Annotated in this window: 27 protein-coding genes; 14 read left to right on the forward strand and 13 right to left on the reverse strand. The window is 59.9% G+C overall.

Features of this window, described 5'->3' with window-relative positions; translation table 11 throughout:
• Positions 1–156 precede the first annotated feature (156 nt).
• Positions 157–600, reverse strand: a complete 444-nt coding sequence (locus PPUTUW4_RS27860; RefSeq protein ID WP_015094025.1) for a PilZ domain-containing protein — start codon at positions 598–600, stop codon at positions 157–159.
• Here PPUTUW4_RS27860 and PPUTUW4_RS07245 point away from each other — a divergent pair.
• From PPUTUW4_RS07245 to cysB, 5 genes are all read left to right on the forward strand, one after another.
• Positions 599–985: a thioredoxin family protein gene (locus PPUTUW4_RS07245; RefSeq protein WP_015094026.1), complete on the forward strand. Its 387-nt coding sequence runs from the start codon at positions 599–601 to the stop codon at positions 983–985. The two genes, PPUTUW4_RS27860 and PPUTUW4_RS07245, sit on opposite strands and share 2 nt — an antisense overlap.
• A complete protein-coding gene (locus tag PPUTUW4_RS07250) occupies positions 982–1,935 on the forward strand; it encodes a putative 2-dehydropantoate 2-reductase (protein ID WP_041474799.1) in 954 nt (317 codons plus the stop codon). The genes PPUTUW4_RS07245 and PPUTUW4_RS07250 overlap by 4 nt, the downstream gene beginning before the upstream one ends.
• Positions 1,936–1,960: 25 nt before the next feature.
• The gene (locus PPUTUW4_RS07255; RefSeq protein ID WP_015094028.1) at positions 1,961–2,866 is read left to right on the forward strand and encodes a 5'-nucleotidase; all 906 of its coding nucleotides are present in this window, start codon (positions 1,961–1,963) and stop codon (positions 2,864–2,866) included.
• A gap of 95 nt (positions 2,867–2,961) precedes the next feature.
• Positions 2,962–3,465 carry a universal stress protein gene (locus PPUTUW4_RS07260; protein WP_008023285.1) on the forward strand — a complete coding sequence of 168 codons (504 nt, stop codon included), beginning with the start codon at positions 2,962–2,964 and terminating at the stop codon, positions 3,463–3,465.
• 113 nt (positions 3,466–3,578) lie between these two features.
• On the forward strand, positions 3,579–4,553 hold the full coding sequence (gene cysB / locus PPUTUW4_RS07265; RefSeq protein ID WP_015094029.1) for an HTH-type transcriptional regulator CysB: 975 nt from the start codon (positions 3,579–3,581) through the stop codon (positions 4,551–4,553).
• A gap of 6 nt (positions 4,554–4,559) precedes the next feature.
• Here the strand turns inward: cysB and PPUTUW4_RS07270 are convergent, their stop codons facing one another.
• Positions 4,560–5,042 carry a GreA/GreB family elongation factor gene (locus PPUTUW4_RS07270; protein WP_015094030.1) on the reverse strand — a complete coding sequence of 161 codons (483 nt, stop codon included), beginning with the start codon at positions 5,040–5,042 and terminating at the stop codon, positions 4,560–4,562.
• Positions 5,043–5,044: 2 nt separating this feature from the next.
• Positions 5,045–5,455, reverse strand: coding sequence for a hypothetical protein (locus PPUTUW4_RS07275; protein ID WP_015094031.1), 411 nt, complete (start codon positions 5,453–5,455; stop codon positions 5,045–5,047).
• Positions 5,456–5,579: 124 nt separating this feature from the next.
• Between PPUTUW4_RS07275 and earP the strand changes: the two genes are divergently transcribed.
• Both earP and PPUTUW4_RS07285 read left to right on the forward strand, forming a co-directional pair.
• On the forward strand, positions 5,580–6,722 hold the full coding sequence (gene earP, locus PPUTUW4_RS07280; RefSeq protein ID WP_015094032.1) for an elongation factor P maturation arginine rhamnosyltransferase EarP: 1,143 nt from the start codon (positions 5,580–5,582) through the stop codon (positions 6,720–6,722).
• Between the two features lie 48 nt (positions 6,723–6,770).
• Complete coding sequence (locus tag PPUTUW4_RS07285) at positions 6,771–7,340, forward strand: elongation factor P (RefSeq protein WP_007955690.1); 570 nt, start codon at positions 6,771–6,773, stop codon at positions 7,338–7,340.
• Positions 7,341–7,513: 173 nt separating this feature from the next.
• On the opposite strand, the gene PPUTUW4_RS07290 is transcribed toward PPUTUW4_RS07285, so the two are convergent.
• The 4 genes from PPUTUW4_RS07290 to PPUTUW4_RS07305 form a co-directional block, all read right to left on the reverse strand.
• The gene (locus PPUTUW4_RS07290; protein WP_015094033.1) at positions 7,514–8,527 is read right to left on the reverse strand and encodes an alpha/beta hydrolase; all 1,014 of its coding nucleotides are present in this window, start codon (positions 8,525–8,527) and stop codon (positions 7,514–7,516) included.
• A gap of 34 nt (positions 8,528–8,561) precedes the next feature.
• Entirely contained in the window at positions 8,562–8,981 is a 420-nt protein-coding gene (locus tag PPUTUW4_RS07295) for an organic hydroperoxide resistance protein (protein ID WP_007973539.1), read from the reverse strand.
• A gap of 363 nt (positions 8,982–9,344) precedes the next feature.
• The gene (locus tag PPUTUW4_RS07300; protein ID WP_015094034.1) at positions 9,345–9,806 is read right to left on the reverse strand and encodes a MarR family transcriptional regulator; all 462 of its coding nucleotides are present in this window, start codon (positions 9,804–9,806) and stop codon (positions 9,345–9,347) included.
• A 67-nt stretch (positions 9,807–9,873) separates the two neighbouring features.
• The gene (locus PPUTUW4_RS07305) at positions 9,874–10,830 is read right to left on the reverse strand and encodes a LysR family transcriptional regulator (protein WP_015094035.1); all 957 of its coding nucleotides are present in this window, start codon (positions 10,828–10,830) and stop codon (positions 9,874–9,876) included.
• 110 nt (positions 10,831–10,940) lie between these two features.
• Here PPUTUW4_RS07305 and PPUTUW4_RS07310 point away from each other — a divergent pair, with 110 nt between their 5' ends.
• Positions 10,941–11,690 (forward strand): sulfite exporter TauE/SafE family protein, encoded by a 750-nt coding sequence (locus PPUTUW4_RS07310; RefSeq protein WP_015094036.1) that lies wholly within the window; start codon positions 10,941–10,943, stop codon positions 11,688–11,690.
• Here the strand turns inward: PPUTUW4_RS07310 and PPUTUW4_RS07315 are convergent.
• Positions 11,680–12,534, reverse strand: a complete 855-nt coding sequence (locus PPUTUW4_RS07315) for a LysR substrate-binding domain-containing protein (protein ID WP_015094037.1) — start codon at positions 12,532–12,534, stop codon at positions 11,680–11,682. The genes PPUTUW4_RS07310 and PPUTUW4_RS07315 overlap by 11 nt on opposite strands.
• Before the next feature lie 95 nt (positions 12,535–12,629).
• Between PPUTUW4_RS07315 and PPUTUW4_RS07320 the strand changes: the two genes are divergently transcribed.
• The gene (locus tag PPUTUW4_RS07320; RefSeq protein WP_015094038.1) at positions 12,630–12,845 is read left to right on the forward strand and encodes a DUF1127 domain-containing protein; all 216 of its coding nucleotides are present in this window, start codon (positions 12,630–12,632) and stop codon (positions 12,843–12,845) included.
• 80 nt (positions 12,846–12,925) lie between these two features.
• Positions 12,926–14,155 carry a winged helix-turn-helix domain-containing protein gene (locus PPUTUW4_RS07325; RefSeq protein ID WP_015094039.1) on the forward strand — a complete coding sequence of 410 codons (1,230 nt, stop codon included), beginning with the start codon at positions 12,926–12,928 and terminating at the stop codon, positions 14,153–14,155.
• 109 nt (positions 14,156–14,264) lie between these two features.
• On the opposite strand, the gene PPUTUW4_RS07330 is transcribed toward PPUTUW4_RS07325, so the two are convergent.
• Positions 14,265–15,611: a 3-deoxy-7-phosphoheptulonate synthase class II gene (locus PPUTUW4_RS07330; RefSeq protein ID WP_015094040.1), complete on the reverse strand. Its 1,347-nt coding sequence runs from the start codon at positions 15,609–15,611 to the stop codon at positions 14,265–14,267.
• A 150-nt stretch (positions 15,612–15,761) separates the two neighbouring features.
• On the opposite strand from PPUTUW4_RS07330, the gene PPUTUW4_RS07335 reads away from it, so the two are divergent.
• On the forward strand, positions 15,762–16,517 hold the full coding sequence (locus tag PPUTUW4_RS07335; RefSeq protein ID WP_015094041.1) for a spermidine synthase: 756 nt from the start codon (positions 15,762–15,764) through the stop codon (positions 16,515–16,517).
• A 124-nt stretch (positions 16,518–16,641) separates the two neighbouring features.
• On the opposite strand, the gene PPUTUW4_RS07340 is transcribed toward PPUTUW4_RS07335, so the two are convergent.
• Positions 16,642–17,433 (reverse strand): crotonase/enoyl-CoA hydratase family protein, encoded by a 792-nt coding sequence (locus PPUTUW4_RS07340; protein ID WP_015094042.1) that lies wholly within the window; start codon positions 17,431–17,433, stop codon positions 16,642–16,644.
• A gap of 424 nt (positions 17,434–17,857) precedes the next feature.
• Here PPUTUW4_RS07340 and PPUTUW4_RS07345 point away from each other — a divergent pair, with 424 nt between their 5' ends.
• Positions 17,858–19,531: a DEAD/DEAH box helicase gene (locus PPUTUW4_RS07345; protein ID WP_007973525.1), complete on the forward strand. Its 1,674-nt coding sequence runs from the start codon at positions 17,858–17,860 to the stop codon at positions 19,529–19,531.
• 89 nt (positions 19,532–19,620) lie between these two features.
• Here the strand turns inward: PPUTUW4_RS07345 and PPUTUW4_RS07350 are convergent, their stop codons facing one another.
• Positions 19,621–20,388: a class III extradiol ring-cleavage dioxygenase gene (locus PPUTUW4_RS07350; RefSeq protein ID WP_015094043.1), complete on the reverse strand. Its 768-nt coding sequence runs from the start codon at positions 20,386–20,388 to the stop codon at positions 19,621–19,623.
• A 102-nt stretch (positions 20,389–20,490) separates the two neighbouring features.
• On the opposite strand from PPUTUW4_RS07350, the gene PPUTUW4_RS07355 reads away from it, so the two are divergent.
• Positions 20,491–21,147, forward strand: coding sequence for a thiopurine S-methyltransferase (locus PPUTUW4_RS07355; RefSeq protein WP_015094044.1), 657 nt, complete (start codon positions 20,491–20,493; stop codon positions 21,145–21,147).
• A 211-nt stretch (positions 21,148–21,358) separates the two neighbouring features.
• Here the strand turns inward: PPUTUW4_RS07355 and htpX are convergent, their stop codons facing one another.
• Positions 21,359–22,249 (reverse strand): protease HtpX, encoded by an 891-nt coding sequence (gene htpX / locus PPUTUW4_RS07360; protein ID WP_007973520.1) that lies wholly within the window; start codon positions 22,247–22,249, stop codon positions 21,359–21,361.
• A gap of 317 nt (positions 22,250–22,566) precedes the next feature.
• The gene (locus PPUTUW4_RS07365; protein WP_007973513.1) at positions 22,567–23,778 is read right to left on the reverse strand and encodes a pyridoxal phosphate-dependent aminotransferase; all 1,212 of its coding nucleotides are present in this window, start codon (positions 23,776–23,778) and stop codon (positions 22,567–22,569) included.
• Between the two features lie 226 nt (positions 23,779–24,004).
• On the opposite strand from PPUTUW4_RS07365, the gene msrB reads away from it, so the two are divergent.
• Positions 24,005–24,400, forward strand: a complete 396-nt coding sequence (gene msrB, locus PPUTUW4_RS07370) for a peptide-methionine (R)-S-oxide reductase MsrB (RefSeq protein WP_015094045.1) — start codon at positions 24,005–24,007, stop codon at positions 24,398–24,400.
• Positions 24,401–24,555 lie beyond the last annotated feature (155 nt).

Raw genomic sequence — 24,555 nt, forward strand, 5'->3', positions numbered from 1 at the left:
CCAGCGAACCCGCGCGGCGGAGCACAGCAGATTAAGCGCGTCGGGGAGCTGAACCTTAGCGCGTTACACCGTGGCTCGACAATGGGCAGACGCCGGTTTGGTGGGCTTTCGCAGTCAGTTTCCCTGCCATGAGGGGCAAACCGATCAAGAACACCCCTATTCCAGTACCGGCTGCGCAAAAGCCTTGCGCACCGAATCGTGAGAGAACTCGTCGGCATGCTCCTGGACCCATTCGAGCGCCAGGGCCTGAACATCCTGCAAGTCTTCGTGGGACTCATGCAGGCGGCAGTAGCGTTCGATCTGGCACACCTGCTCACCCATTCGGGCGCTGAACAGCGTTTGTTCGTCGACGAAGGCGATGCCCACCAGATAACCGCGTTTGCGCCGCAGGCACCAGGCGACATAGCCCAGGTAGCGCATGTCCGGGTTCACGGTCGGCATGCGTACTTCCAGTGCCGTGCCGTAGCGCCACGCGCGGTGATAATTGCAAGCCATGCCCCCGAGGCTGATAGTGTGCAGCTGCCGTCGCGAAATACACTCGGGTTTGAGCAAGGTTAATTCGACAGGCACATCGTCAGGGTGAGGAATGAATCGTCCCATGAACACAGACTCCATGTGTCGGCCATCTGACATTGTTCTCCCCAGTATAGTGGTCGAATTGGAACTGACCGATTTTGACGCCGACCAACGGTTGCTGGCGATGAACGGTGTTTCGCTGGTTATTTTCACCAGTGTCGGCTGCGCCAGCTGCCGTTTTGCCCGCGAGCAATTGCCGACACTCGATCTGGTCGTCGATCGGCTGTGCTGGATCGATGCCGGCAATAACGGCGGAGTGGTCGAGCGTTATCAGGTCTTTCACTTGCCGGCGCTGTTTGTCGTTCGCGACGGCGAATTCTTCGGAACACTGAAATCGCGCCTGACCGACACAGAGCTCAATCGAGCCGTGCGCCAGGCGTTGAGTCGAACAGCAGAGGAGTTGCCATGATGGGGACAGTTGCCAGGCCGACAATCGGCATTATCGGGACCGGCGCAATCGGCGGGTTCTACGGGGTGATGCTGGCGCGTGCCGGTTTTGATGTGCACTTTCTGCTGCGCAGCGAGTTTTGCGCCGTGGCCGAGCACGGGTTGCGAGTCGATAGCGCGCCCCACGGCGCACTGATGTTGAACCCGGTGCAAGCCTATTCGAAGGCTGAAGACATGCCGCCCTGCGACTGGCTGCTGGTAGGCGCGAAAACCACCAGCAACGCAGATCTGGCACCAGCCATCCTGCAGGCGGCGGCACCGGATGCCAAAGTGCTGCTGTTGCAAAATGGCCTGGACGTGGAAGACAGCCTGCGCGCGTTGCTCCCCGATTCGCTGCATGTGCTCGGCGGACTCTGCTACATCTGCGTCCATCGCGAGGCGCCGGGCGTCATCACCCATCAGGCGCTGGGCGCGGTACACGTGGGTTATCACAGCGGTCCCGCCGATGGGCCGACACGTACTGCAATAGTCGAGGAGGGCGTCGGCCTGTTCCGCAGCGCCGGGCTCGATTCCCAGGCCATGGCGAATTTGCATCAGGCGCGCTGGCAAAAACTGGTCTGGAATATCCCCTACAACGGTCTCTCGGTTTTGCTCGGGGCGAGCACCACACCGTTGATGGCGGATGCTGACAGTCGCGAACTGATCAAGGCGCTGATGGCTGAAGTGGTGCAAGGCGCCATCGCCTGCGGGCACGACGTACCGGCAGGGTATGCCGAGCACCTGTTCATGGTGACCGAAAAAATGCCCGACTACTGGCCGAGCATGTACCACGATTTCCTGCACAAGCGGCCGCTGGAGCTGGCGGCGATCTACGCTCGACCACTGGCGGCCGCCAGGGCCGCGGGATGTGAAATGCCACGCATCGAGGCCTTGTATCGCAGCTTGAGTTTCATTGATCGACGCAACACCTGAGTCGACCGACCTGAGGGGGAAGGGCATGCCAAAGGCAATTGACGACAAGCTGGTGCTGGCGATTTCTTCGCGGGCGCTGTTTGATTTGAGCGAAAGCCACAAGGTCTATCTGTCGAGCGGCGTCGAAGCCTACCGGCAGTATCAGATCGAACACGAAGACGAAATCCTTTCGCCCGGCGATGCTTTTCCGTTGGTGCAGAAACTCCTGAACCTCAATAATAGCCTGGGACGCGCCCGGGTCGAGGTGATTCTGGTGTCGCGTAACAGCGCCGACACCGGGCTGCGGGTATTCAATTCGATCGACCACTACGGACTGGCGATTTCCCGTGCGGCATTCGTCGGCGGACGCAGTCCGTATCCCTACCTCAAGGCCTTTGGCTGCGACCTGTTTCTTTCGACCCACGCCGAAGATGTGCGCAATGCCCTGGACGCCGGATTCGCCGCGGCGACCATCCTGTCTGGCGGTGCCAGCCGTGCGGCCAGCGACGAGCTGCGCATTGCCTTCGACGGAGACGCGGTGCTGTTTTCCGATGAGTCGGAGCGCATTTATCAGGCCGGTGGTCTGGAGGCGTTCCAGGCCAGCGAGCGTGAGGCCGCTCGCGAGCCGTTGCGCGGTGGGCCGTTCAAGGGCTTTCTCGCGGCCCTGAACCTGTTGCAGCGTGAGTTCCCGGAGGACGCCTGTCCGATTCGTACCGCGCTGGTCACGGCGCGATCGGCGCCCGCCCATGAGCGGGTGATTCGCACGTTGCGCGAATGGGACATCCGTCTTGACGAATCGCTGTTCCTCGGCGGCCTGACCAAGTCCGCCTTTCTCGAAGCATTCGCCGCCGATGTGTTTTTCGACGATCAGGCCGGCCACTGCGAGTTGGCCCGTGAAGTCGTCGCCACCGGTCATGTGCCCCACGGCATAAGCAACGAGCAAAAGGTTTAAGCCCGCCGTTCAATGTGTTGCGCCGGACGTCGTAGTCGCCAAGGCACTGCTAAGCTCAATCAAATGTCCGCCATGTTGGCAGTCGAGGAGGTCATATGATTCGTTCGATGCTGTACGCCACTGACCTTGGCCTGTACGCGCCCGTGGTGATGCAGCATGCCCTGGAGCTGGCCCGCACCTTCAATGCCAATTTGTACGTCGTGCATGCGGTTGAGCCCATGGGGTTGTTTGCCGAATCGGTGCTGCAAAGTTATCTCGATGAACAGGCGCTGAACGAGTTTCACAGCCAGGGCCTGAATACAGTGATTGCCAGTATCGAGCAGCGGGTGCTCGACAGTTTTCGTGAGGAACTGGGGGATGAAGGGGAGCACGACCTGGAGCGGATACAGGCAGTCAGGGTGCTGCAGGGCGACCCCTCGCAGGTGATTCTGGATCAGGCGCAGAAACTCTCCGTGGATTTGTTGATCGTAGGAAGTCACAGCCACGGTGCGGGTGCGGAAACGCCTTTGGGCCGCACCGCCGCCCGTGTGTTGCAACTGTCCAAGGTGCCGGTCTATCTGGTGCCATTGGTGCAACGTCGTCGTCAAGGGGACCTCTAGGGCCCGAATAATGGCAATCTGATAAAAAAGTTCTAGATTTATTCTTCGAGCCATTAATATAGTTATATATCGTCGCTGATGCCCGTGGCGTCTACCTGCTTTGAGGGATTCATATGAAGCTTCAACAATTGCGCTACATCTGGGAAGTGGCGCACCACGACCTCAACGTTTCCGCTACAGCCCAAAGCCTTTACACCTCTCAACCGGGCATCAGCAAACAGATCCGTCTGCTGGAAGATGAGCTGGGCGTCGAAGTCTTTGCCCGCAGCGGCAAGCACTTGACCCGGGTCACCCCGGCCGGTGAGCGCATCATCACCACCGCTGGCGAGATTCTGCGCAAGGTTGAAAGCATCAAGCAGATCGCCCAGGAATTCTCCAACGAGAAGAAAGGCACCCTGTCGATTGCCACCACTCACACCCAGGCGCGTTATGCGTTGCCGCCGGTGATCAGCAATTTCATCAAGCAATACCCGGACGTTGCCCTGCATATGCACCAGGGATCGCCGATGCAAATCGCCGAAATGGCCGCTGACGGCACCGTGGATTTCGCCATTGCCACCGAAGCGCTCGAACTGTTCGGTGATCTGGTGATGATGCCGTGCTACCGCTGGAACCGCTGCGTGGTCGTGCCTCAGGGCCACCCGCTGACCAAACTGTCGAAACTGACCCTCGAAGCGCTGGCCGAATACCCGATCGTTACCTACGTGTTCGGTTTTACCGGCCGTTCGAAACTCGACGAAGCGTTCAGCCATCGAGGCCTGACGCCGAAAGTGGTGTTCACCGCCGCCGACGCCGACGTGATCAAGACCTATGTTCGCCTGGGTCTGGGCGTGGGCATCGTGGCGAAAATGGCCGTCGACACCAAACTCGACAGCGACCTGGTCGTACTTGATGCCAGCGAACTGTTCGAGTCCAGCGTGACCAAGATCGGCTTCCGTCGCGGCACCTTCCTGCGTGGTTTCATGTGCGACTTCATCGAGAAGTTCGCGCCGCACCTGACCCGCGAAGTCATGGCCAAGGCCATTCAATGCCACAACAAGCAGGAACTGGAAGAGCTGTTCGAAGGTGTTGAACTGCCAGTCCATTAAGCCCGTTTATACGACCTCGGTGACAGCGAACTGTTGCCGAGCGCCCGCCACCGTAATTTCCACCTCGTCGCCCTCGAACTTGCCCAGCAGGCTTTTGCCCAGTGGTGAGCGCGGGGTGATGACGGTGATCAGTTGCCCCACCAGGTCAACTTTCAACCCGGCTGCATCAGGGGCGAGGAACAGCCATTGTTCACGCCCCTTTTCGTCTTCGAGCCCGAGCAGCGCGCCGACTTCGATGCCCCGCTGTTCGTCATACGGGCGCAGGGCCAGGTTCTGGCAGAGGCTCAGTGACTGGCGGATTTCCTCGACCCTCTTGGCTTGCCCGGCCGCGAGATAGGACGCCTCGAGCCCCAGGGTGTCGTATTTGTTCTCGGCGATGTTTTCTTCGTGGGTCGCCGTTTCGTAGGCGGTTTGCGCGGCCCGTTCGGCGATGTCGAGATCGATCTGCAGCTTGTCGAGAATCAGTTGGTGGACGGTGTGCTTATTCATGATCAATCGCAGAATTGCAGGACGTTGGCGCGACTTTTTTCGCTGGGTGCAGTCCGGTCCTGTTGCAGCCAGAACTGACAGTTCGGGTTGGCCAGGTTGCGAGTGCTGCTGCGCGCCTGATCGAGTCGTTGTGCCTGTTCGCTCTTGCGCAGGTTTTCTTCATATTGCTCGAACAGCGGGCTCTGTGGCGGGATGTCCGGCACCGGTTGAGCCACCACCGGTGGTTTGGCCAGTTGCTCCACAGCTGCAGCCACGGGTGCCAATTGTTCGCTGAAAAGCAGGCGTGAAGCGAGCCAGCAGGTCAGCACAATGGCAATGAATCCCAGCCACATGCCGAGGGCGATGCTGCCGGTCAGTTGCAGGGCATTGAGGCTGATCGGGAAGGATCGGCGCGGAGCGGGGCGGTGGGGCATGGTTGCTTCCTGGCGAAAGGTCACTGGCGAGTGGCGATTGTCGCATGAAGAATAATCGTCGTCGGCTCTTCTGCACGGGGTAATTTATGCGGACAATCGGCGCCTTTGCCAACGGGAGCCTGGAATGCCTGAACTGAAAACCCGCTGGGATATTTTTTGCACCGTGGTCGACAACTTCGGCGACATCGGCGTGACCTGGCGACTGGCCCGGCAACTGGTGGCCGAACATGGGCTGGCGGTGCGTCTATGGGTCGATGATCTGCGAGCGTTCGAGCGCCTGTGTCCGCAAATCGACATCCACGCTGCGCAGCAATGGCAGCAAGGCGTCGAAGTGCGCCAATGGCCAGCCGAGTGGCAGCGGACTGAAGCCGCCGATGTGGTGATTGCTGCATTCGCCTGCCAATTGCCGAGCGCCTATATGGATGCCATGGTCGAACGGGAAAAGACTCCGCTGTGGATGAACCTCGACTATCTGAGTGCCGAGGACTGGGTGATCGGCTGTCACGGTTTGCCCTCGGTGAAGTACAAAAGCGTACAGAAGTTCTTTTTTTTCCCGGGTTTCCAGAAGGGCACTGGCGGATTGTTGCGTGAGCGCGGATTGCTTGAGCGTCGTCGGCAATTTCAGCAGGACCCGCAAGCTCAAAGAGAATTCCTGCACGGTTTAGGGATTGATCCTGCACCCGGTGCACAGTTGATCTCATTGTTTGCCTACGAAAACACCGGGTTGGCCAGTTGGCTCGATGCGATGGCTGGCGATTCGACGGCCACTCATCTGCTGGTGCCGGAAGGGCGGATTCTCGGCGACGTCGAGCGTTGGCTCGGTGTTCAGGGGCTGGCGGCCGGTGCCGTGCATGTGCGTGACGCCTTGACCGTGCAAGTGCTGCCATTCGTCCGCCAGGACCAATACGACAGCTTGCTGTGGTGCTGCGATTTCAATGCCGTGCGTGGCGAAGATTCCTTTGTGCGCGCTCAATGGGCGGGCCGGCCATTTCTCTGGCACATCTACCGGCAGGAAGAAGATATCCATCTGGACAAGCTCGATGCTTTCCTCGAACTCTATGTGAAGGGGCTATCGGACGCTGCGCGAGAGGCGATCAGCGGTCTCTGGCGGGCCTGGAACGCCGGTGAAAAAATGCCCGACCACTGGCAATCCACCCGTAAACACTGGCCAGAGCTGGAAAAACACGCCGAGGCGTGGTGTCTGGAACAGGCCTTGCAGGCCGATCTTGCCACGGCGCTGGTACAGTTTTATGGAAATTGGATATGATACGCGGCCTAGATTTTTGTAAATCCCATCCAAATTCGGATATTCGCAATGAAAACTGGTAAAGAACTCAAACCCGGTACCGTGATCCGTATCGACAACGATCCTTGGCTGGTTCAGAAAGCTGAATTCACCAAGTCCGGTCGTAACAGCGCGATCATGAAGACCAAGCTGAAGAACCTGCTGACCGGCTACAAGACCGAAACCGTATACGGTGCGGACGACAAGCTGGACGACGTGATCCTCGACCGTAAGGAAGCGACCCTGTCCTTCATCAGCGGCGACTCCTACACGTTCATGGACACCACCGACTACACCATGTACGAGCTGAACGCCGAAGACATCGAAAGCGTTCTGCCATTCGTGGAAGAAGGCATGACCGACGTTTGCGAAGCCGTGTTCTTCGAAGGCCGTCTGGTTTCCGTAGAGCTGCCGACCACCATCGTGCGTCAGGTTGACTACACCGAAGGTTCCGCTCGCGGCGACACTTCCGGCAAGGTAATGAAGCCTGCCAAACTGAAGAACGGTACCGAGCTGTCGGTTGCTGACTTCATCGAAATCGGCGACATGATCGAGATCGATACCCGCGAAGGCGGTTCCTACAAAGGCCGTGCCAAATAAGCACTGCTTGAGGAATGAAAAAGCCCGACCATTGAGTCGGGCTTTTTTGTGCCTGGAACATCCATCCTATGTAGGAGCGAGCTTGCTCGCGATGGAGGTCAACGATAACGCGTATTTCCCGGTGAAACGCGTCGCCTGCAAGTCCATCGCGAGCAAGCTCGCTCCTACAGTTTCTATTTCAGGTGTTGCTTGAGCTCTTCAGACGCCTGCAACATCGCCGAACGCACCGCCGGCACCTGGCTCACCACGTTGAGCAAACCGTAGTCGTGGATCATGCCGTTGTAGCGCACCGAGGTCACCGGCACTCCGGCTTCATCGAGTTTGCGGGCGTAGGCTTCGCCTTCGTCGCGCAACACGTCAGCACCGGCGGTCTGTACCAGCGCTGGTGGCAAGCCTTTCAACTGGGCGGTGGTTGCGCGCAGAGGTGAGGCGTAGATCTCGTTACGCTGGTTGGCGTCGGTGGTGTAGTTGTCCCAGAACCACTTCATCGCATTTCTGGTGAGGAAGTGCCCTTCGGCAAACTGGTTGTAGGACGCGGTTTCGAAGTTGGCATCCGTCACCGGCCACAGCAACACCTGGAACTTGATCGCCGGGGTTCCCTTGTCCTTGGCCATCAGTGCAACCACGGCCGCCATGTTGCCGCCGACACTGTTGCCGGCTACCGCCAGTCGCTTGCCATCGACGTTGATCTCTTTACCGTGCTCGGCCACCCATTTTGTCGCAGCGTAAGCCTGGTTGATCGCCACCGGGTAATGGGCTTCCGGCGACGGCGTGTAGTTCACGAACACCGCCGCTGCCCCCGAACCCGTCACCAGGTCACGCACCAGCCGCTCGTGGGTCGGGAAGTCCCCCAGTACCCAGCCACCGCCGTGGAAGAACATGAACACGGGCAGCTCACCCTTGACCCCGGCCGGCCGGACTATGGTCAGGTTCAGCGGTTGGCCATCGACTTGAATGGTCTTCTGGCTGACATCGGCTTTTGGCAGTGTCAGTTTCACCCCGGCCTGCGCGCCCGTCAGCACGGCGCGGGCGTCTTTCGGGCTGAGTTGTTCAAGCGGCTTGCCGGTACCGGCATTCAGCACATCGAGGAACGCCTGGGTGTTGTGTTCAACCCCATCACTTGCGAACGCACCGTTGATCGACAGAGCGAGAAGGGTACCGGTCAAGACTTTGCTGAAAGTGTTCATGTTCGTTTCCTGTTCGGGCCTGAGTAGTCAGCGCTTAGACGGTTACGTGCAGGCGCACATCGACGTTGCCACGGGTGGCATTGGAGTACGGGCAGACCTGGTGGGCGGCGTCGACCAGTGCCTGGGCATCGGCTTGTTCAAGACCCGGCAGGCTGATGTGCAGGTCGATGTCCAGGCCGAAACCCCCAGGGATCTGGCCGATGCCGACATGGGCGGTGATCGAAGCGTCGCTCGGGATGCTGCGCTTGGTCTGGCTGGCAACGAATTTCAGGGCACCGATGAAGCAGGCGGAGTAGCCGGCGGCGAACAGTTGCTCAGGATTGGTGGCTGCGCCGCCGGCACCGCCGAGTTCTTTCGGCGTGGCGAGTTTGACGTCGAGGATGTTGTCGCTGGAAACCGCACGACCGTCACGGCCACCGGTGGAAGTTGCGATTGCGGTGTAGAGAGTTTGCATGGTGAAAGCCTCGTTCAGGGGTTGAGTTGTTTGCGCTAAATGTTTGCGCGCTAAGTAAGTGCGAAGTAAATGTATCGCGCTAATGTTTAGCGCGCAATAAAAAACAAAATAAATTTGCAAGGGACGACGAGCGGTTAAACGAGGTTGGCTGAAACTATTGAGTTAGAGCGGATGGAGGTTTTACAGGCGACTTTTTTTGGGGGGGCGGCGGGTTCTATAGCACCGCACAAAGCAACTGTGGGAGCGGCGGTGCGGCGATCCGACTTGCTCGCGAGGCGGTGTGTCAGTCGATGTAAATTTCGAATGACAAGACGCCTTCGCGAGCAAGCCCGCTCCCACAGGGGATTAGTGGTGGTTTTGAAATTACAGGCTGTCTTGCAGGTGGCGACGCAGCTCTTGCAGCTCCGCTTGCAGGTTTTGCAGGCGCTCCAGTGTCATCCCGCTGGCGCCGAGGATGCATTGGGGAATATCACGCGCCTTGTCGCGCAACGCCCGACCCTGTTCGGTGAGCTCGACGATCACCACGCGTTCATCTTCGCGGCTGCGGGTTCGGCTGAGCAGGCCTTCGGCTTCCAGGCGCTTGAGCAGCGGCGTCAAGGATCCAGGGTCGGTCAGCAATCGCGTGCTGATTTCGCCTACCGTCAAACCGTCCCTTTCCCACAACACCATCATCGCCAGGTATTGCGGGTAGGTCAGGCCCAGCGCTTGCAGCAAGGGCTTGTAGACCTTGGTCATCATCAGCGAAGTGGAGTGCAGGGCGAAGCAGGCCTGATTATCCAGTAGCAGGTTGTCGCAGTTGTCCGGGGTGTCGCGCTCGGTGCTCATGTCGAAGCCTTGATCTGTGATCATTGGAATCTAGCGGGCGAATCTTTAATGCGCCAGATAATTTTGATCAGTGCCGTTGCAAATGGGTTTGCAACAGCAGATCCCAGGGCGGCACCGGGCTGAAGCGGGTTTTCAGGTACTCCAGCAACAAGCGGCTACGGGGGTTGGGTTGTTGTTCCAGGCGCAAGGCATAGATGCCGGTGTTTTCCGGTTTCGGCAGGCCGCTGTCGCAGAACAGCGGCAGCAACTCACCCCGTAACAGGTACTCGCTGGCCAGCCAGGTCGGCAGGTGCGCGATACCCAATCCGGCCAATGCGCCGCATACCAGCGCCTCGGCATTGTTGGCGCTCATGCGCACCCGTGCCGGCCGATGCAACTGCATTTGCCCGTCCCGTTCGAAACGCCAGGCGAAGGGCGGGGCCAGGCCATCCCAATCGAGTCCGTCGTGTTCAATCAGCTGTGACGGATCGCTCGGCACGCCGCGTCGCCGCAAATAGTCAGGGCTGGCGCAGGCAATACGCACCATGCTCGCCAATGGCGTGGCCACCAGCCGGGTGTCGGCCAATTGCCCGGCGCGCAGCACCAGATCGACCTTGCCGAGGTTCTGGCCCTGCATGTCGACGAAACTGTCGATCAGGTGCAGTTGCACATCGAGTCCCGGATAGAGCATGAGGAAGTCGGCAATCACCGGTGCCAGGTGCCGGCGCCCAAAGGCTGCTGGCGCATCGATACGAATCAGGCCTTCCGGCGCGCTGCTCAAGGACACCGCCTCGGCCCGGGCCAGGCGCAACTCGGCGACGATCCGCCGTGCTCGCTCGGCGAAGGCCAATCCTGCCGGGGTAGCGCGCACCGCATGCGTGCTGCGGATGAACAGCTGACTGCCGACCGCGTTTTCCAGGCTGTCGATACGCCGTGCCACGGCCGAAGGAGTCATCGGATGACGGCGCGAGGCGGCGGAAAAACTGCCGGTTTCCAGTACATCGAGGAATAAAGCCAGTTGGTCGGTCAATTGGTTGGGATTCATGGCAAGTCTGTGCTTGTGCGAATTTGGCACAGCCATTGTGCGTCGCTTTGCGTTTCCGTGCCATAAGCAACTGCGTAGGATCAATGGCGTGATGTGAGGAGAAATTGGCCGTGATTGAGTTTCTGATGTACCTGGTATTCGGTGCCGTACTGGGCACGCTTGGCGGTTTGTTCGGAATCGGCGGTGGCCTGATTGCCATTCCGCTGTTGGGTGTGCTGTTCGGGCTCGATCAGCAGATTGCCCAAGGCACGGCATTGGTGATGGTCGTGCCGAACGTGATGCTGGCGCTGTGGCGCTACCATCAGCGCAACCGGATCGAGCGGCAACACGCGCTACCGTTGGCCATCATGGGGTTCTGCTTCGCCTGGCTCGGGTCGATCTGGGCAGTGGGCATCGATGCGCGAACCATGCGCATAGGTTTTGTCGCGTTTCTGATCGCACTGTCGGCGTACAACTTCGTTCGCATGTTCGCCACCAGCGCCCGAGCGGCGTCACAGATGAACTACTCATGGCCCTGGCTGGGCGTGCTTGGCGCTGCATCAGGCACAATGGGTGGGTTGTTCGGCGTGGGCGGCGCGGTGGTGGCGACACCGGTGTTGACTAGTCTGTTCGGTACCAGTCAGGTGGTTGCGCAGGGGTTATCGTTAGCGCTGGCCTTGCCGAGCACGGGGGTGACGCTGGTGACTTATGCCGTGCACCATCAGGTCAACTGGGGGATCGGCTTACCCTTGGCGGTCGGGGGGTTGATGAGCATCAGTTGGGGCGTGAAGGTTGCCCACGCCTTGCCGGAGCGGCTGCTGCGCGGGCTGTTTTGCGGGTTCCTGGTGTTCTGTGCGGTGACGCTCGCTTTTAAAGTTTGAAGCCATCAATGATGTGTTCGGCCAGGCACTCGGTGATCGGTGACGGGTTATGCAGGTTGCGCACGAGCATGATACTGGCCTCGGGCAGCAACGGCAGATCCTCGGCTTCACCCAGAATGCGCATGTCCGCGGTGATCAGGCTTTCAAGCTGCGCGGTCACTGCCAGGCCGGCGCTGACCACGGCCATGATCGCCGACAGGCTGTCGCTGTTGTACGCCACCCGGTAATCGCGCCCCCGGGCATCCAGGGCATTGCACGCCCACTGGCGGCAGAAGCAATCGCTGTTGAACATCGCCAGCGGCAGCGGCGTCTGTTCGTGGGCGCTGTAGCATTGCGCCTCGGCCCAGACAAAACGTTCCTTGCGCAACAACTGGCCGATTTCGCTGCCCGGTTTGCGGGTCACGATGGACAGGTCCAGGTCCTGGCGCATCAACAGCTGTTTCGATGATTCGCAGTGCACTTCGATCTGGATCAGCGGATAGGACTGGGCAAACCGGCGCAGGATCCCCGGGAGAAACCGCATCACATAATCGTCCGGTGTACCGATGCGCACCATGCCGACCATGTCGGGCTCACGCAGGGTATTGAAGACCTCGCTGTGCAGCTTGAGGATCCGCCGCGCATAACCCAGCAACACCTGGCCTTCGGCCGTCAGCCGCACCTGCCGTCCGTCGCGCTGGAACAACTGGCGTTGCAGCACATCTTCTTCCAGTCGTTTCATCTGCATGCTGACGGCTGACTGGGTGCGGTTGACCATTTCGCCGGCGCGGGTAAAGCCGCCCTGGTCGGCGATGGCGACGAAGGTGCGCAGCACTTCGGTATCGATACTCGGGTAGGCCGACATCCATCAATCTCCGAGATATGTGACATCAGAAACATTCGTTGGATTGATCTTAGACCCGGCGCGAGACTGGAGCCATCCAAACGGAGGGCAACAAGATGAAAGGTCAACATGAGTTCCACGGTGCGGAAAAACACTCGATTCACCTGATATCCGATCTGCTGCACAAGGTCGGCCGCTGGTACGAACTGCATCGCGAGCGCGAACTGCTGGCGAGCTTGAGCGACGAAGCACTCAAGGACATCGGCATGAGTCGTGCGGATGTGGAGAGCGAGTCGATCAAACCGTTCTGGAGCGACCCGATGCACAAATGACCCGATCAATAAATGATGAATGCCACGCTACACAAACCCCTTACCGGTGAGGTAGGTTGCGAGCAGACAAGGAGATGCCCATGCCCGCAACATTGTCCTTTACCCTCAAACAGGCTCGGCGTCTGGCGCTGGCCGCCCAAGGGTTCAACGGGCGGCAGTCGCCAGCGGCGATCAAGGCTGTTGCGCTCAACCGCCTGATCGAACGGCTGGGCATTTTGCAGATCGATTCGGTCAATGCAGTGGTGCGTTCGCACTACCTTCCGCTGTTTTCCCGCCTCGGCCATTATTCCCCGGACTTGCTCGACCAGGCAGCCTGGAGCCAGGGCCGGCGTCGAACACTCTTTGAGTATTGGGGCCATGAAGCCTCGTTGTTACCGCTTTCCCTATACCCGCTGATGCGTTGGCGCATGCAGCGAGCGAGCCGTGGCGAAGACATCTATCAGCAATTGGCGCGTTTTGGGCGTGAGCAGCAAGACACGATTCGTCGCGTGCTGGCGTCGGTCGAGCAGCAGGGCGCGCTGGGTGCCGCAAGCCTGTCGACCCGTCAGGAGCGTGCCGGGCCCTGGTGGGACTGGAGTGCGGAAAAGCATGCGCTGGAATGGTTGTTCGCTGCCGGTGAAGTGACCGTTGCCGGACGGCGCGGGTTCGAAAGGCTCTACGATTTGCCGGAGCGGGTGATTCCCTCGGCGGTTCTTGCGCAGCCCGTCCTCGATGAAGCTGACGCCCAGCGCGGCCTGTTACGGCATGCGGCAAAGGCCTTGGGTGTCGGTACGGAGAAGGACTTGCGTGACTATTTCCGCCTGAACCCTGCGGACAGTCGTCCACGTTTGACCGAGTTGGTCGAGGCCGGTGAATTGCTGACCTGCGAAGTCCAGGGCTGGCGACAACCAGCCTATTGTCTGCCCGAGCCGAGGGTGCCGCGCAAAGTCGCGGCCAGTGCCTTGCTCTCGCCGTTCGATTCGCTGATCTGGGAGCGCAGCCGCACGGAGCGGCTGTTTGATTTCCGTTATCGGCTGGAAATCTACACACCGCAGGACAAGCGCGTTTACGGCTATTACGTGCTGCCGTTTCTGCACAACGAACGGATTGCCGCACGGGTCGATCTGCGTGCCGAGCGGGCGGCGGGTCGTTTGGCTGTGCATGCGGTGCATGAAGAAGAAACGGGGCTGGATGACGAGGGGATGTTGGCGTTGGCGGTCAATCTGCGGCAGATGGCGGATTGGCTGGGGCTGGCGCAGGTTCAGTTGAACTGCCCGCGGGCGAGCGCGGCAAGGTTGCGGGTGGCATTGGCACAGATTGATGGTGACTGAACTGGCCCCTTCGCGAGCAAGCCCGCTCCCACATTTGGTTCTGTGTCGTTCACAAATCAAGTGTGGGAGCGGGCTTGCTCGCGAAGGCGCCTTGTCAGGCAGCCAATAACTAGCGCCGAACCTGCTTCAGGGTTTCAGCAATCAAAAACGCCAGTTCCAGCGACTGATCGGCATTCATCCGCGGGTCGCAATGGGTGTGGTAGCGATCCGACAAACCGTCCTCGGTAATGGGCCGCGCACCACCGATGCACTCGGTAACGTTCTGCCCGGTCATTTCGATATGGATACCCCCGGCATAACTGCCTTCGGCTTCGTGCACCTGGAAGAACTGCTTCACCTCGCCAAGGATCTGCGCGAAGTCGCGGGTCTTGTAGCCGCTGCTGGCCTTGATGGTGTTGCCGTGCATCGGGTCGGAACTCCACAGCACCTGCTTGCCTTCACACTGGACGGCACGGATCAGTTGCGGCAAGTGATCGCCGACCTTGTTCGCGCCCATCCGTGCGATCAGGTTCAAGCGGCCGGGATCGTTGTCCGGGTTGAGCACGTCGATCAGGCGAATCAGGTCGTCGGGGTTCATGCTCGGGCCGACCTTGACCCCGATCGGGTTGTTCACCCCGCGCAGGAATTCGACGTGGGCGCCGTCGAGCTGGCGGGTGCGGTCGCCGATCCACAGCATGTGCGCCGAGCAATCGTAGTAATCGTTGGTCAGGCTGTCGCGCCGCACGAAAGCTTCTTCGTAGTTCAGCAGCAGCGCTTCGTGGGCGGTGAAGAAACTGGTCTCGCGCAGCTGCGGCGAACTGTCCATGCCGCAGGCGCGCATGAACGCCAGGGTTTCATCGATGCGATCGGCCAGGTGGCTGTATTTTTCCGCCAGCGCCGAGTTGGCGATGAAGTCCAGGTTCCACTTGTGCACCTGATGCAGATCGGCAAACCCGCCCTGGGCGAACGCGCGCAGCAGGTTCAACGTGGCGGTGGACTGGTGATAGGACTGCAACAGGCGTTCGGGGTCCGGCACGCGGCTTTTTTCGTCGAAACCGATGCCATTGACGATGTCGCCACGGTAGGCGGGCAGGGTCACGCCATCAATGGTTTCGTCGTTGGCCGAACGCGGCTTGGCGAACTGCCCGGCCATGCGCCCGACCTTGACCACCGGACAGCCGGCGGCAAAAGTCATCACGATGGCCATCTGCAGCAACACCTTGAAGGTGTCACGGATTTTCGCCGCGGAGAATTCGGCGAAGCTTTCGGCGCAGTCGCCACCCTGCAACAGAAACGCGCGGCCCTGGGTCACCTCGGCAAACTGACGGCGCAACTCACGGGCTTCACCGGCAAACACCAGCGGCGGATAGCTGGCCAGGGTCTGCTCGACCTGCTGCAAATGCGCGGCGTCGGGGTATCGGGGTTGTTGCTGGATCGGCAGGGCGCGCCAGCTGTCAGGACTCCAGGGTTGGCTCATCACGGTCTCTGGTGTTTTCGCTCGGACGTCCATGTTATCAGCAAATTAGTGCGTGACCTGTTCCCTTCGCATCGCTGACAATCTCGCCTTTGCCGCTCTCTACACGCGGTGTTATTGCGTTGCCGGCCCCGGTGACGGTCAGGAGATGAAATGACTGAGGAACGCGTCGAGCATCTGCTCGCCGAGGTACAGGACGAGTTCGGTGTGATTCGTGTGCTGGAAGTGGCCGATTACCGTTTTCTCGAGTTCGGTGATGCCATCGAGCAAAGCTGCGTGTTCACCGCCGATCCGAGCTGGCTCGAGTACGACTATACCCGGGCGATGCTGATCGGCGCGTTGTGCCATGAACTGCCCGAAAGCGCACTGTTTCTCGGTCTTGGCGCCGGTACGCTGACCCAGGCCTGCCTCAAGTTCCTGCCGCTGGAAGATGTCGAAGCCATCGAGCTGCGCCCGGACGTGCCGCGCCTGGCCATTGAATATCTGGGGCTGGATGACGATCCACGCCTGTACATCCGCGTTGGCGATGCGCTGGAGTTGCTGGATAGCGCAGAATCGGCGGACCTGATTTTCGTCGACCTTTATACCGATGTCGGCCCGGGTGTCGGGCATCTGGCCTGGAGTTTCCTGGAAAACTGCCAGAAACGATTGAATCCGGGTGGCTGGCTGGTGATCAATCAGTGGGCGACCGACGATGGCAAACCCCTGGGCGCCGCCTTGTTGCGCGGTTTGTATCACCGGCACTATTGGGAGCTGCCGGTGAAGGAGGGCAACGTGATCCTGATCGTGCCTTCGGAGCTGGATCAGGAGCTGGACATGGACGGCCTGATCGCCCGCGCCGAAACGCTGGCGCCGCGGCTGGGGTATTCGTTGCAGTCGTTGATCAAGGCGATTCGCCCGGCAACCTGATTAATTGATTGTCTGGACGGGCCCCTTCGCGGGCAAGCCCGCTCCCACAGTGGATCTTTGGAGCTCGCCGGACTCTGTGGGAGCGGGCTTGCCCGCGAAAGGGCCATCAAAGCCAATGTAAAAATCAAAGCCCTTTGAAGACCCCAGGCCGCCGCTCCACCATCGACCGCACACCTTCCTTGACGTCCTCGCTAGCCATCAACTTCTTCACCAGCAGCGGCAACGCCTGTGCCGCTGCAGTTTCCCCTTCATAGCGGGACTGTCGCGCAGACATCAGTGTCGCTTGAACGCCGAGCGGCGCCTGACGGGCGATCCGCTCGGCCAGTTCAATCGCCCGGGGCAGCAAGTCCTCGCTGGCCATGACCTCTTGCACCAGACCCAGGTGCAAGGCGTCACGGGCGTCGAATTCATCCCCGGTCAACAGCCAGCGCATGGCATTGCCCCAGCCGGCCACTTGATGCAGACGCAGGGTGGCACCGCCGAACGGGAAGATCCCGCGTTGCACTTCCATCTGCGCGAACCGGGTGTTGCTGGCGCACAGGTTGATGTCGGCGGCCAGCATCAGCTCGATGCCGATGGTCAGGCAATAACCCTGGGCGGCGATAATGACCGGTTTGCTGACCCTGGGGCCGGCGAATACCGCCCAGGGATCACAGCCGCCGGGTGGAACCTGCCAGCCATCTGCCAGTGCGACGCTGGCATTGACCAGGTCGAGCCCGGCGGTAAAGTGCTCGCCATGAGCGAACACCACCGCCACGCGAGCTTCGCTGTCGGCCTCGAATTCGCCATAGGCCAGGCTTAGCGCGTTGAGCAGGTCGAGATCGAAGGCGTTGCGCTTGGCCACCCGATCCAGGCCGATCAGGAACACATGGCCGCGCCGTTCACGGCTGACTCGACTGGAGCTGGACTGATTCATGGAGCGGTCCTCGGGGGTGGGAAAGGCGTGCGGGGACCTGCGGTCTGCACGGTAAAGGGTGAACCGTTTTAGCGCCATCACCCGCAAGGCCGGGCCTTTGAAAAATAGACGGCTGACCGATTATTCGCAAAGCCTGTGACACAACGGTGTATCCGTTGGATTTCCGATAAAAAAAGCTCCCTTTTTTGACGAATTCCGGTATAGTGCGCGCCGGCCTTTAACCGGGCCGCGTTTAGGTAGCGCAATTCCCCGAAGCCAGCTTCGGCTGCACGTCCGCCCAGCGGACTCTTCCTTTACGATTCTTTTCATTCATTCGTTTTCGCAAATCCCCGCCGACAAAGCTGCCAGGGCGACTCTTGAGTCTCAACACGGCATGTGCAGCTTTGGAGCATGGGTCTTTGCGGATGCACTTAGAGGCAGACCCATGACCCAGGAAATCGGCGGCTTCGCCGCTCTTGAACTTCATCCAAATATTGTCGCTGCAGTAGTCGCTACCGGCTATGAAGAGCCTTCGGCCATTCAGCAGCAGTCGATCCCGATCATTCTCGCCGGTCACGATATGATTGGTCAGGCGCAAACCGGTACCGGTAAAACCGCTGCCTTTGCCCTGCCAATTCTGCACCGCATTGATCCGTCCAAGCGCGAGCCGCAAGCTCTGATCCTGGCCCCAACTCGTGAGTTGGCGCTACAAGTTGCAACCGCTTTCGAAACCTACGCCAAGCAAATGCCGGGCGTGACTGTTGTGGCTGTCTACGGCGGCGCGCCGATGGGCCCACAACTGAAAGCAATCCGTAATGGCGCACAAATCGTTGTCGCCACTCCGGGCCGTCTGTGCGACCACCTGCGTCGCGACGAAAAAGTACTGGCGACCGTGAACCACCTGGTTCTCGACGAAGCCGACGAAATGCTCAAGCTGGGCTTCATGGACGACCTGGAAGTCATCTTCAAGGCCATGCCGGAAACCCGTCAGACCGTACTGTTCTCGGCAACCCTGCCTCAGTCGATCCGTGCAATCGCCGAACGCCACCTGCGCGATCCGAAGCACGTCAAGATTCAGAGCAAGACCCAGACCGTTACCGCGATCGAGCAGGCTCACCTGCTGGTTCACGCTGACCAGAAGACTTCGGCCGTTCTCAGCTTGCTGGAAGTGGAAGATTTCGACGCCCTGATCATGTTCGTGCGCACCAAGCAAGCGACCCTGGACCTGGCCAGTGCCCTGGAAGCCAAAGGCTACAAAGCCGCTGCGCTGAACGGTGACATCGCCCAGAACCAGCGTGAGCGCGTGATCGACTCCCTCAAGGATGGCCGTCTGGACATCGTTGTGGCCACCGACGTTGCCGCTCGTGGCCTGGACGTTCCGCGCATTACTCACGTGTTCAACGTTGACATGCCGTACGATCCGGAGTCCTACGTTCACCGTATCGGCCGTACCGGCCGTGCCGGTCGCGAAGGTCGTGCACTGCTGCTGGTGACTCCGCGTGAGCGCCGCATGCTGCAAGTGATCGAGCGTGTAACCGGTCAGAAGGTTGCTGAAGTTCGCCTGCCGGACGCTCAAGCCGTTCTGGATGCGCGCATCAAGAAACTGACCAACAGCCTGTCGCCGCTGGTGGCCGAGGCCGAATCGACTCACGGTGATCTGCTCGATCGCCTGACCGCCGACATCGGTTGCAGCCCGCGTGCCCTGGCCGCAGCCCTGTTGCGCAAGGCAACCAACGGTCAAGCGTTGAACCTGGCCGCTATCGAGAAAGAGCGTCCACTGGTGCCGAACAATGCACCGCGTGGCGATCGTCCAGAGCGTTCCGGTGATCGTCCTGAGCGTGGCGACCGCGAGCGTCGTGCTCCGATGCCGCTGGGCGAAGGCCGTGCACGTTGCCGTACCGCGCTGGGCGCGCGTGATGGTATCGCTGCCAAGAACCTGCTGGGCGCCATCCTCAACGAAGGTGGTCTGGCGCGTGAAGCGATCGGTCGCATCCAGGTGCGTGACAGCTTCAGCCTCGTCGAACTGCCGGAAGATGGTCTGGAGAAGTTGCTGACCAAGCTGAAGGACACTCGCGTTGCCGGCAAGCAGTTGAAGCTGCGTCGCTACCGCGAAGATTGATCCGCTCTCGGGCTGATTGATCGAACATGAAAAATCCCCGACTGGTTCGGGGATTTTTTTGTCTGTAAAAAAGATCGCAGCCTATTTGGCTAGCCGAAACGATAGATGTCCATGCCCAGTGCGCCCATGGTGAACCCCTGGTGGGCAATGCTGAACGGCCCACCGGCGGCGCGGGCGAAGTACAGCGGCAACAGGTGTTCGTCGCTGGGGTGGTTGCGCACGGCATGCGGTGCCTGCGCGCGATAGTCATGCAGTGCGGCTTCGTCGTTCGCTGCGAGTTTCTCGATCATCCAGTCGCGAAACGCCAGCGCCCAGGGCTCAACGCTCTCGGGGCCGGCGTGCCAGTCCAGCTCCCGCAGGTTGTGAGTGATGCTGCCGGAGCCGATCAGCAGGACGCCGTGCTCGCGCAGGCTGGCCAGCGCATGGCCAACGCGGGTCTGTAGAGCGGGGCCGGCCCGGGTGGGCAGCGAAACCTGGACAATCGGGATGTCTGCTTGCGGGTACATCAGCGATAAAGGCACCCAGACGCCATGGTCGAAAGGCCGATTGTTGTCGATGCGCGCAGGAAAGCCAGCGGTTTTCAGTAGCTCGGTAACCTCTGCGGCGAGTCGCGGGTCGCCGGGTGCCGGGTACTGGACCTCGAACAGGGCTTTGGGGAATCCACCGAAGTCATGCCAGGTTTCAGGCTGCGGATTGCCGCTGACCAGCAGCTCATTGCTTTCCCAGTGCGCAGACACAATCACGATGGCTTTGGGCCTGGGTATCTCGGCGGCCAGGCGAGCCAGTGCCGGCCCGCTGGCACCGGGTTCCAGGGCGAGCATGGGGGAGCCGTGGGATATGTACAGACTGGGGAACATGAATGAGCTCCTGAGAGTTAAGATGCAACATCTTCAGTCAGATCATTAATCTAAATCTAATATAAGTTTTAGGGTGTTTTGATCGAATTTTCGGGGTTATTTATGCAGCCGGAGTTTTGGCACAAGAAATGGGCGGCGAATCAGATCGGCTTTCACCTGCCGCAGGTGAACCCTTATCTGAAACGGTTCTGGCCAGCGTTAAGCCTTGAAGAGGGGGCACGCGTGTTGGTGCCGTTATGTGGAAAAAGCCTGGATTTGCTTTGGCTCGCCCATCAAGGCCATGAGGTCCTGGGAGTCGAACTGTCGGAAAAAGCCATCGAGGAGTTTTTCAGCGAGCATGGCTTTGATCCGGCCGTCAGTGAGCAGGGGCCGTTCAAGGTCTATCGGGCAGGTTCCATCGAGCTTTGGTGCGGCAATTTCTTTGAGCTGACGGCCGGTGACACGGCTGATTGCTCCGCGCTCTATGATCGCGCCGCGTTGATTGCGTTGCCGGCGAAGATGCGTGAGCAATATGCAGCGCACCTGAATCGGATTCTGCCGAAAGAGTGTCGCGGATTATTGATCACGCTGGACTATGACCAGGTACAGATGGACGGACCGCCGTTTGCCGTGCTCGATGATGAGGTGCAGCGATTGTTGGGCGGGTCATGGTCGCTGAAGGTTCTGGAGGATCAGGACGTATTGAGTGAGAGCGGGAAGTTCCTGGAGGCGGGTGTGACGCGACTTGAGGAGCGGGTGTATAGGGTTTCCAGTCGATAATATCCAGATGTTAGCACCGGCCTCTTCGTCGGAACGCCGCCCGGAGCAAGCCCGCTCCCACATGGGATTGGGCCAGTCATAAGGTTTTGGTTTAACCTGGTCAACTGTGGGAGCGGGCTTGCCCGCGAAGAGGCCCTGAAAAACACTGAAGCTTTCGAGCAGAAAAAAAGGCCCGCATCGCTGCGGGCCTTTTCATTTGCGGTGGAGCCTCTTAGCCGCGGCGACGAGCCAGGGCGTCGATACGCTCTTCCAGTGGCGGGTGGCTCATGAACATGCGAGCGAACCCTTGCTTGATGCCACCATTGATGCCGAAAGCGTTCAGGGTGTCGGGCATGTGCACCGGCAGGCCTTGTTCCGCCCGCAGGCGCTGCAGGGCGCCAATCATTGCGGCGGTGCCGGCCAGGTTTGCACCGGCTTCGTCGGCACGGAATTCGCGCTTGCGCGAGAACCACATGACGATGGCGCTGGCCAGGATGCCCAGAACCAGTTCGGCGAAGATGGTCGCCACGTAGTAGGCAATGCCCTGGCCTTCTTCGTTCTTGAAGATCACCTTGTCGACGAAATTGCCGATGATCCGGGCGAAGAACATCACGAAGGTGTTCACCACGCCCTGGATCAGCGCCAGGGTAACCATGTCGCCATTGGCCACGTGGCCGATTTCGTGGGCCAGGACGGCTTTCACTTCATCGGGCGAAAAGCGCTCGAGCAAGCCCTGGCTCACGGCGACCAGTGCGTCGTTCTTGTTCCAGCCGGTGGCGAAGGCGTTCGCCTCGTAGGCGGGGAAAATACCGACTTCGGGCATCTTGATCCCGGCTTCTCGGGACAGTTGCTCGACGGTTTGCAGCAGCCATTGCTCGTGACGGGTGCGTGGCTGGGTGATGATCTGGGTGCTGGTGCTCATCTTCGCCATCCACTTGGAGATGAACAGCGAAAACAGTGAACCGGCGAAACCAAAGACCGCACAGAAAATCAGCAGCTGATTGAGGTTGAGGTCAACCCCATTGGCCGCCATGAACCCGTTGAAGCCGAAAAGGCTCAGGGTGATGCTGGCAATCAGCACGACCGCCAGGTTAGTGGCCAAGAACAGCAGGATGCGCATCATGGTTGTAGAAATCTCCTCATGCTAAAGATGTAGCGTACTGCGGGGTATATAAGGTGCTGCACCGGGGTATTCAACCGGGTGACTATTTCAAACTGTGTCCTACGGCAATAGTTTAGCTGCTTGCAGGGCATTTCCGACGCGAGTGCAGGAAGTGTTTGTCAGTCAATTCATGTCGAATGCCCCGCCTTTGTTAGGCGCGAGCAGGCACGGCGTTGTTCGGCAGCGGGCAAAACGACTGCCAGTGACGCAATGCAAACAAATGTTGCCGGATGAAAATCCCCGTGCGACGCGCAGGCGTGTCGCACGGTGGAGGGCACTTACTGGCGGTAGGACTTGAGGAAGCCGCCGATGCGTCCGATGGCCATCTCCAGGTCATCGACACGTGGCAGGGTCACGACGCGGAAGTGGTCTGGCCATGGCCAGTTGAATGCGGTGCCTTGAACCACCAGCAGCTTTTCGGAGAGCAGCAGGTCGAGGACGAATTTCTCGTCGTTGTGGATCGGGCAGACTTTCGGGTCGATGCGCGGGAATGCGTACAGCGCGCCCATCGGCTTGACGCAGCTCACGCCCGGAATGTCGTTGAGCAATTCCCAGGTGCGGTTGCGCTGTTCGAGCAGGCGACCTTGCGGCAGCACCAGGTCATTGATGCTCTGGTAGCCACCCAGGGCAGTCTGGATCGCATGCTGGCTGGGCACGTTGGCGCACAGGCGCATGTTCGCCAGCATGTCGATGCCTTCGATATAGCTCTGGGCGTGGTGTTTCGGACCGGAAATGGCGATCCAGCCGGAACGGAAACCGGCCACGCGATAGGACTTGGACAGACCGTTGAAGGTCAGGCAGAGCAAGTCCGGCGCCAGGGAGGCGGTGCAGATGTGCACGGCATCGTCGTAGAGGATCTTGTCGTAGATTTCGTCGGAGAACACCACCAGATTGTGCTGGCGGGCCAGTTCCAGCATGCCCAGCAGCACTTCCTTCGAATACACGGCGCCGGTCGGGTTGTTCGGGTTGATGATCACCAGGGCCTTGGTGTTCGGGGTGATCTTGGCCTTGATGTCGGCCAGGTCTGGCCACCAGTTGGCTTGCTCGTCGCACAGGTAATGCACCGGATTGCCGCCGGACAGGCTCACGGCGGCGGTCCATAGCGGGTAGTCAGGCGCAGGCACCAGCACTTCGTCGCCATTGTTGAGCAGGGCCTGCATCGACATCACGATCAGTTCGGAAACGCCATTGCCCAGGTAGATGTCTTCAATGCCGACGCCTTCTACCTGCTTTTGCTGGTAATACTGCATCACGGCCTTGCGCGCACTGAACAGGCCCTTGGAGTCGCTATAGCCCTGGGCGGTCGGCAGGTTGCGGATCACGTCCTGGAGGATTTCATCCGGCGCTTCGAACCCAAAAGGCGCCGGGTTGCCGATGTTCAGCTTGAGGATGCGATGGCCTTCCTCTTCCAGGCGCTTGGCGTGCTTGAGCACCGGGCCGCGAATGTCGTAGCAGACGTTGGCGAGCTTGTTCGATTTGCTGACCTGCATGGCGATGTGTTCCCGAAAATGAACGATCCAGACGGCGTTTGGACAGCCGTGCTGGGAATCCTGCGTATTCACACAGGCCTGACGCCTTGAAATGCAGCACCCATATTTCCGTTTGAATGCGCGTGGTCTGGCTGCCAGACTGGCGTTTGACGAGGCGCAATCATACGTGCCGCCCGATCCGTGGAAAAGGTACAGATCGGGCTTTTTCAGCCGCTGAGGTGTGATGATGGAAAAGTTGGAAAAAACCCTGGAAGAATGGAAGGCGATGCTCGATCCAGAGCAGTACAACGTGTGCCGCCTCAAAGGCACCGAACGTCCGTTTTCCGGTAAATACAACGCCACCAAAACCGACGGTATCTACCGCTGCATCTGCTGTAGCGAACCGCTGTTCGACTCCAGGACCAAATTCGATTCCGGCTGCGGCTGGCCGAGTTTCTACGCGCCGATCGGCGACAGCGCCATGACCGAGATCCGTGATGTCAGCCACGGCATGATCCGCACCGAAGTGGTCTGCGCCAGATGCGACGCGCACCTGGGGCATGTTTTCCCTGATGGTCCGCCGCCGACTGGCCTGCGTTATTGCATCAACTCGGTATGCCTGGACCTGGTGCCCCGCGAGTAATGCGAGCCCTGTAGGAGCGAGCTTGCTCGCGATGGACCAGAGAGCAACTCGGAGCACCAGGCTTCCCGCGTTATCGTTGACGACCATCGCGAGCGAGCTCGCTCCTACAGTGGATTGGCGTTCGATAATTTAAATTGCACACAATTCAATTGCTC

This window comes from Pseudomonas sp. UW4 (genome assembly GCF_000316175.1).
Classification (GTDB): domain Bacteria; phylum Pseudomonadota; class Gammaproteobacteria; order Pseudomonadales; family Pseudomonadaceae; genus Aquipseudomonas; species Aquipseudomonas laurylsulfatiphila.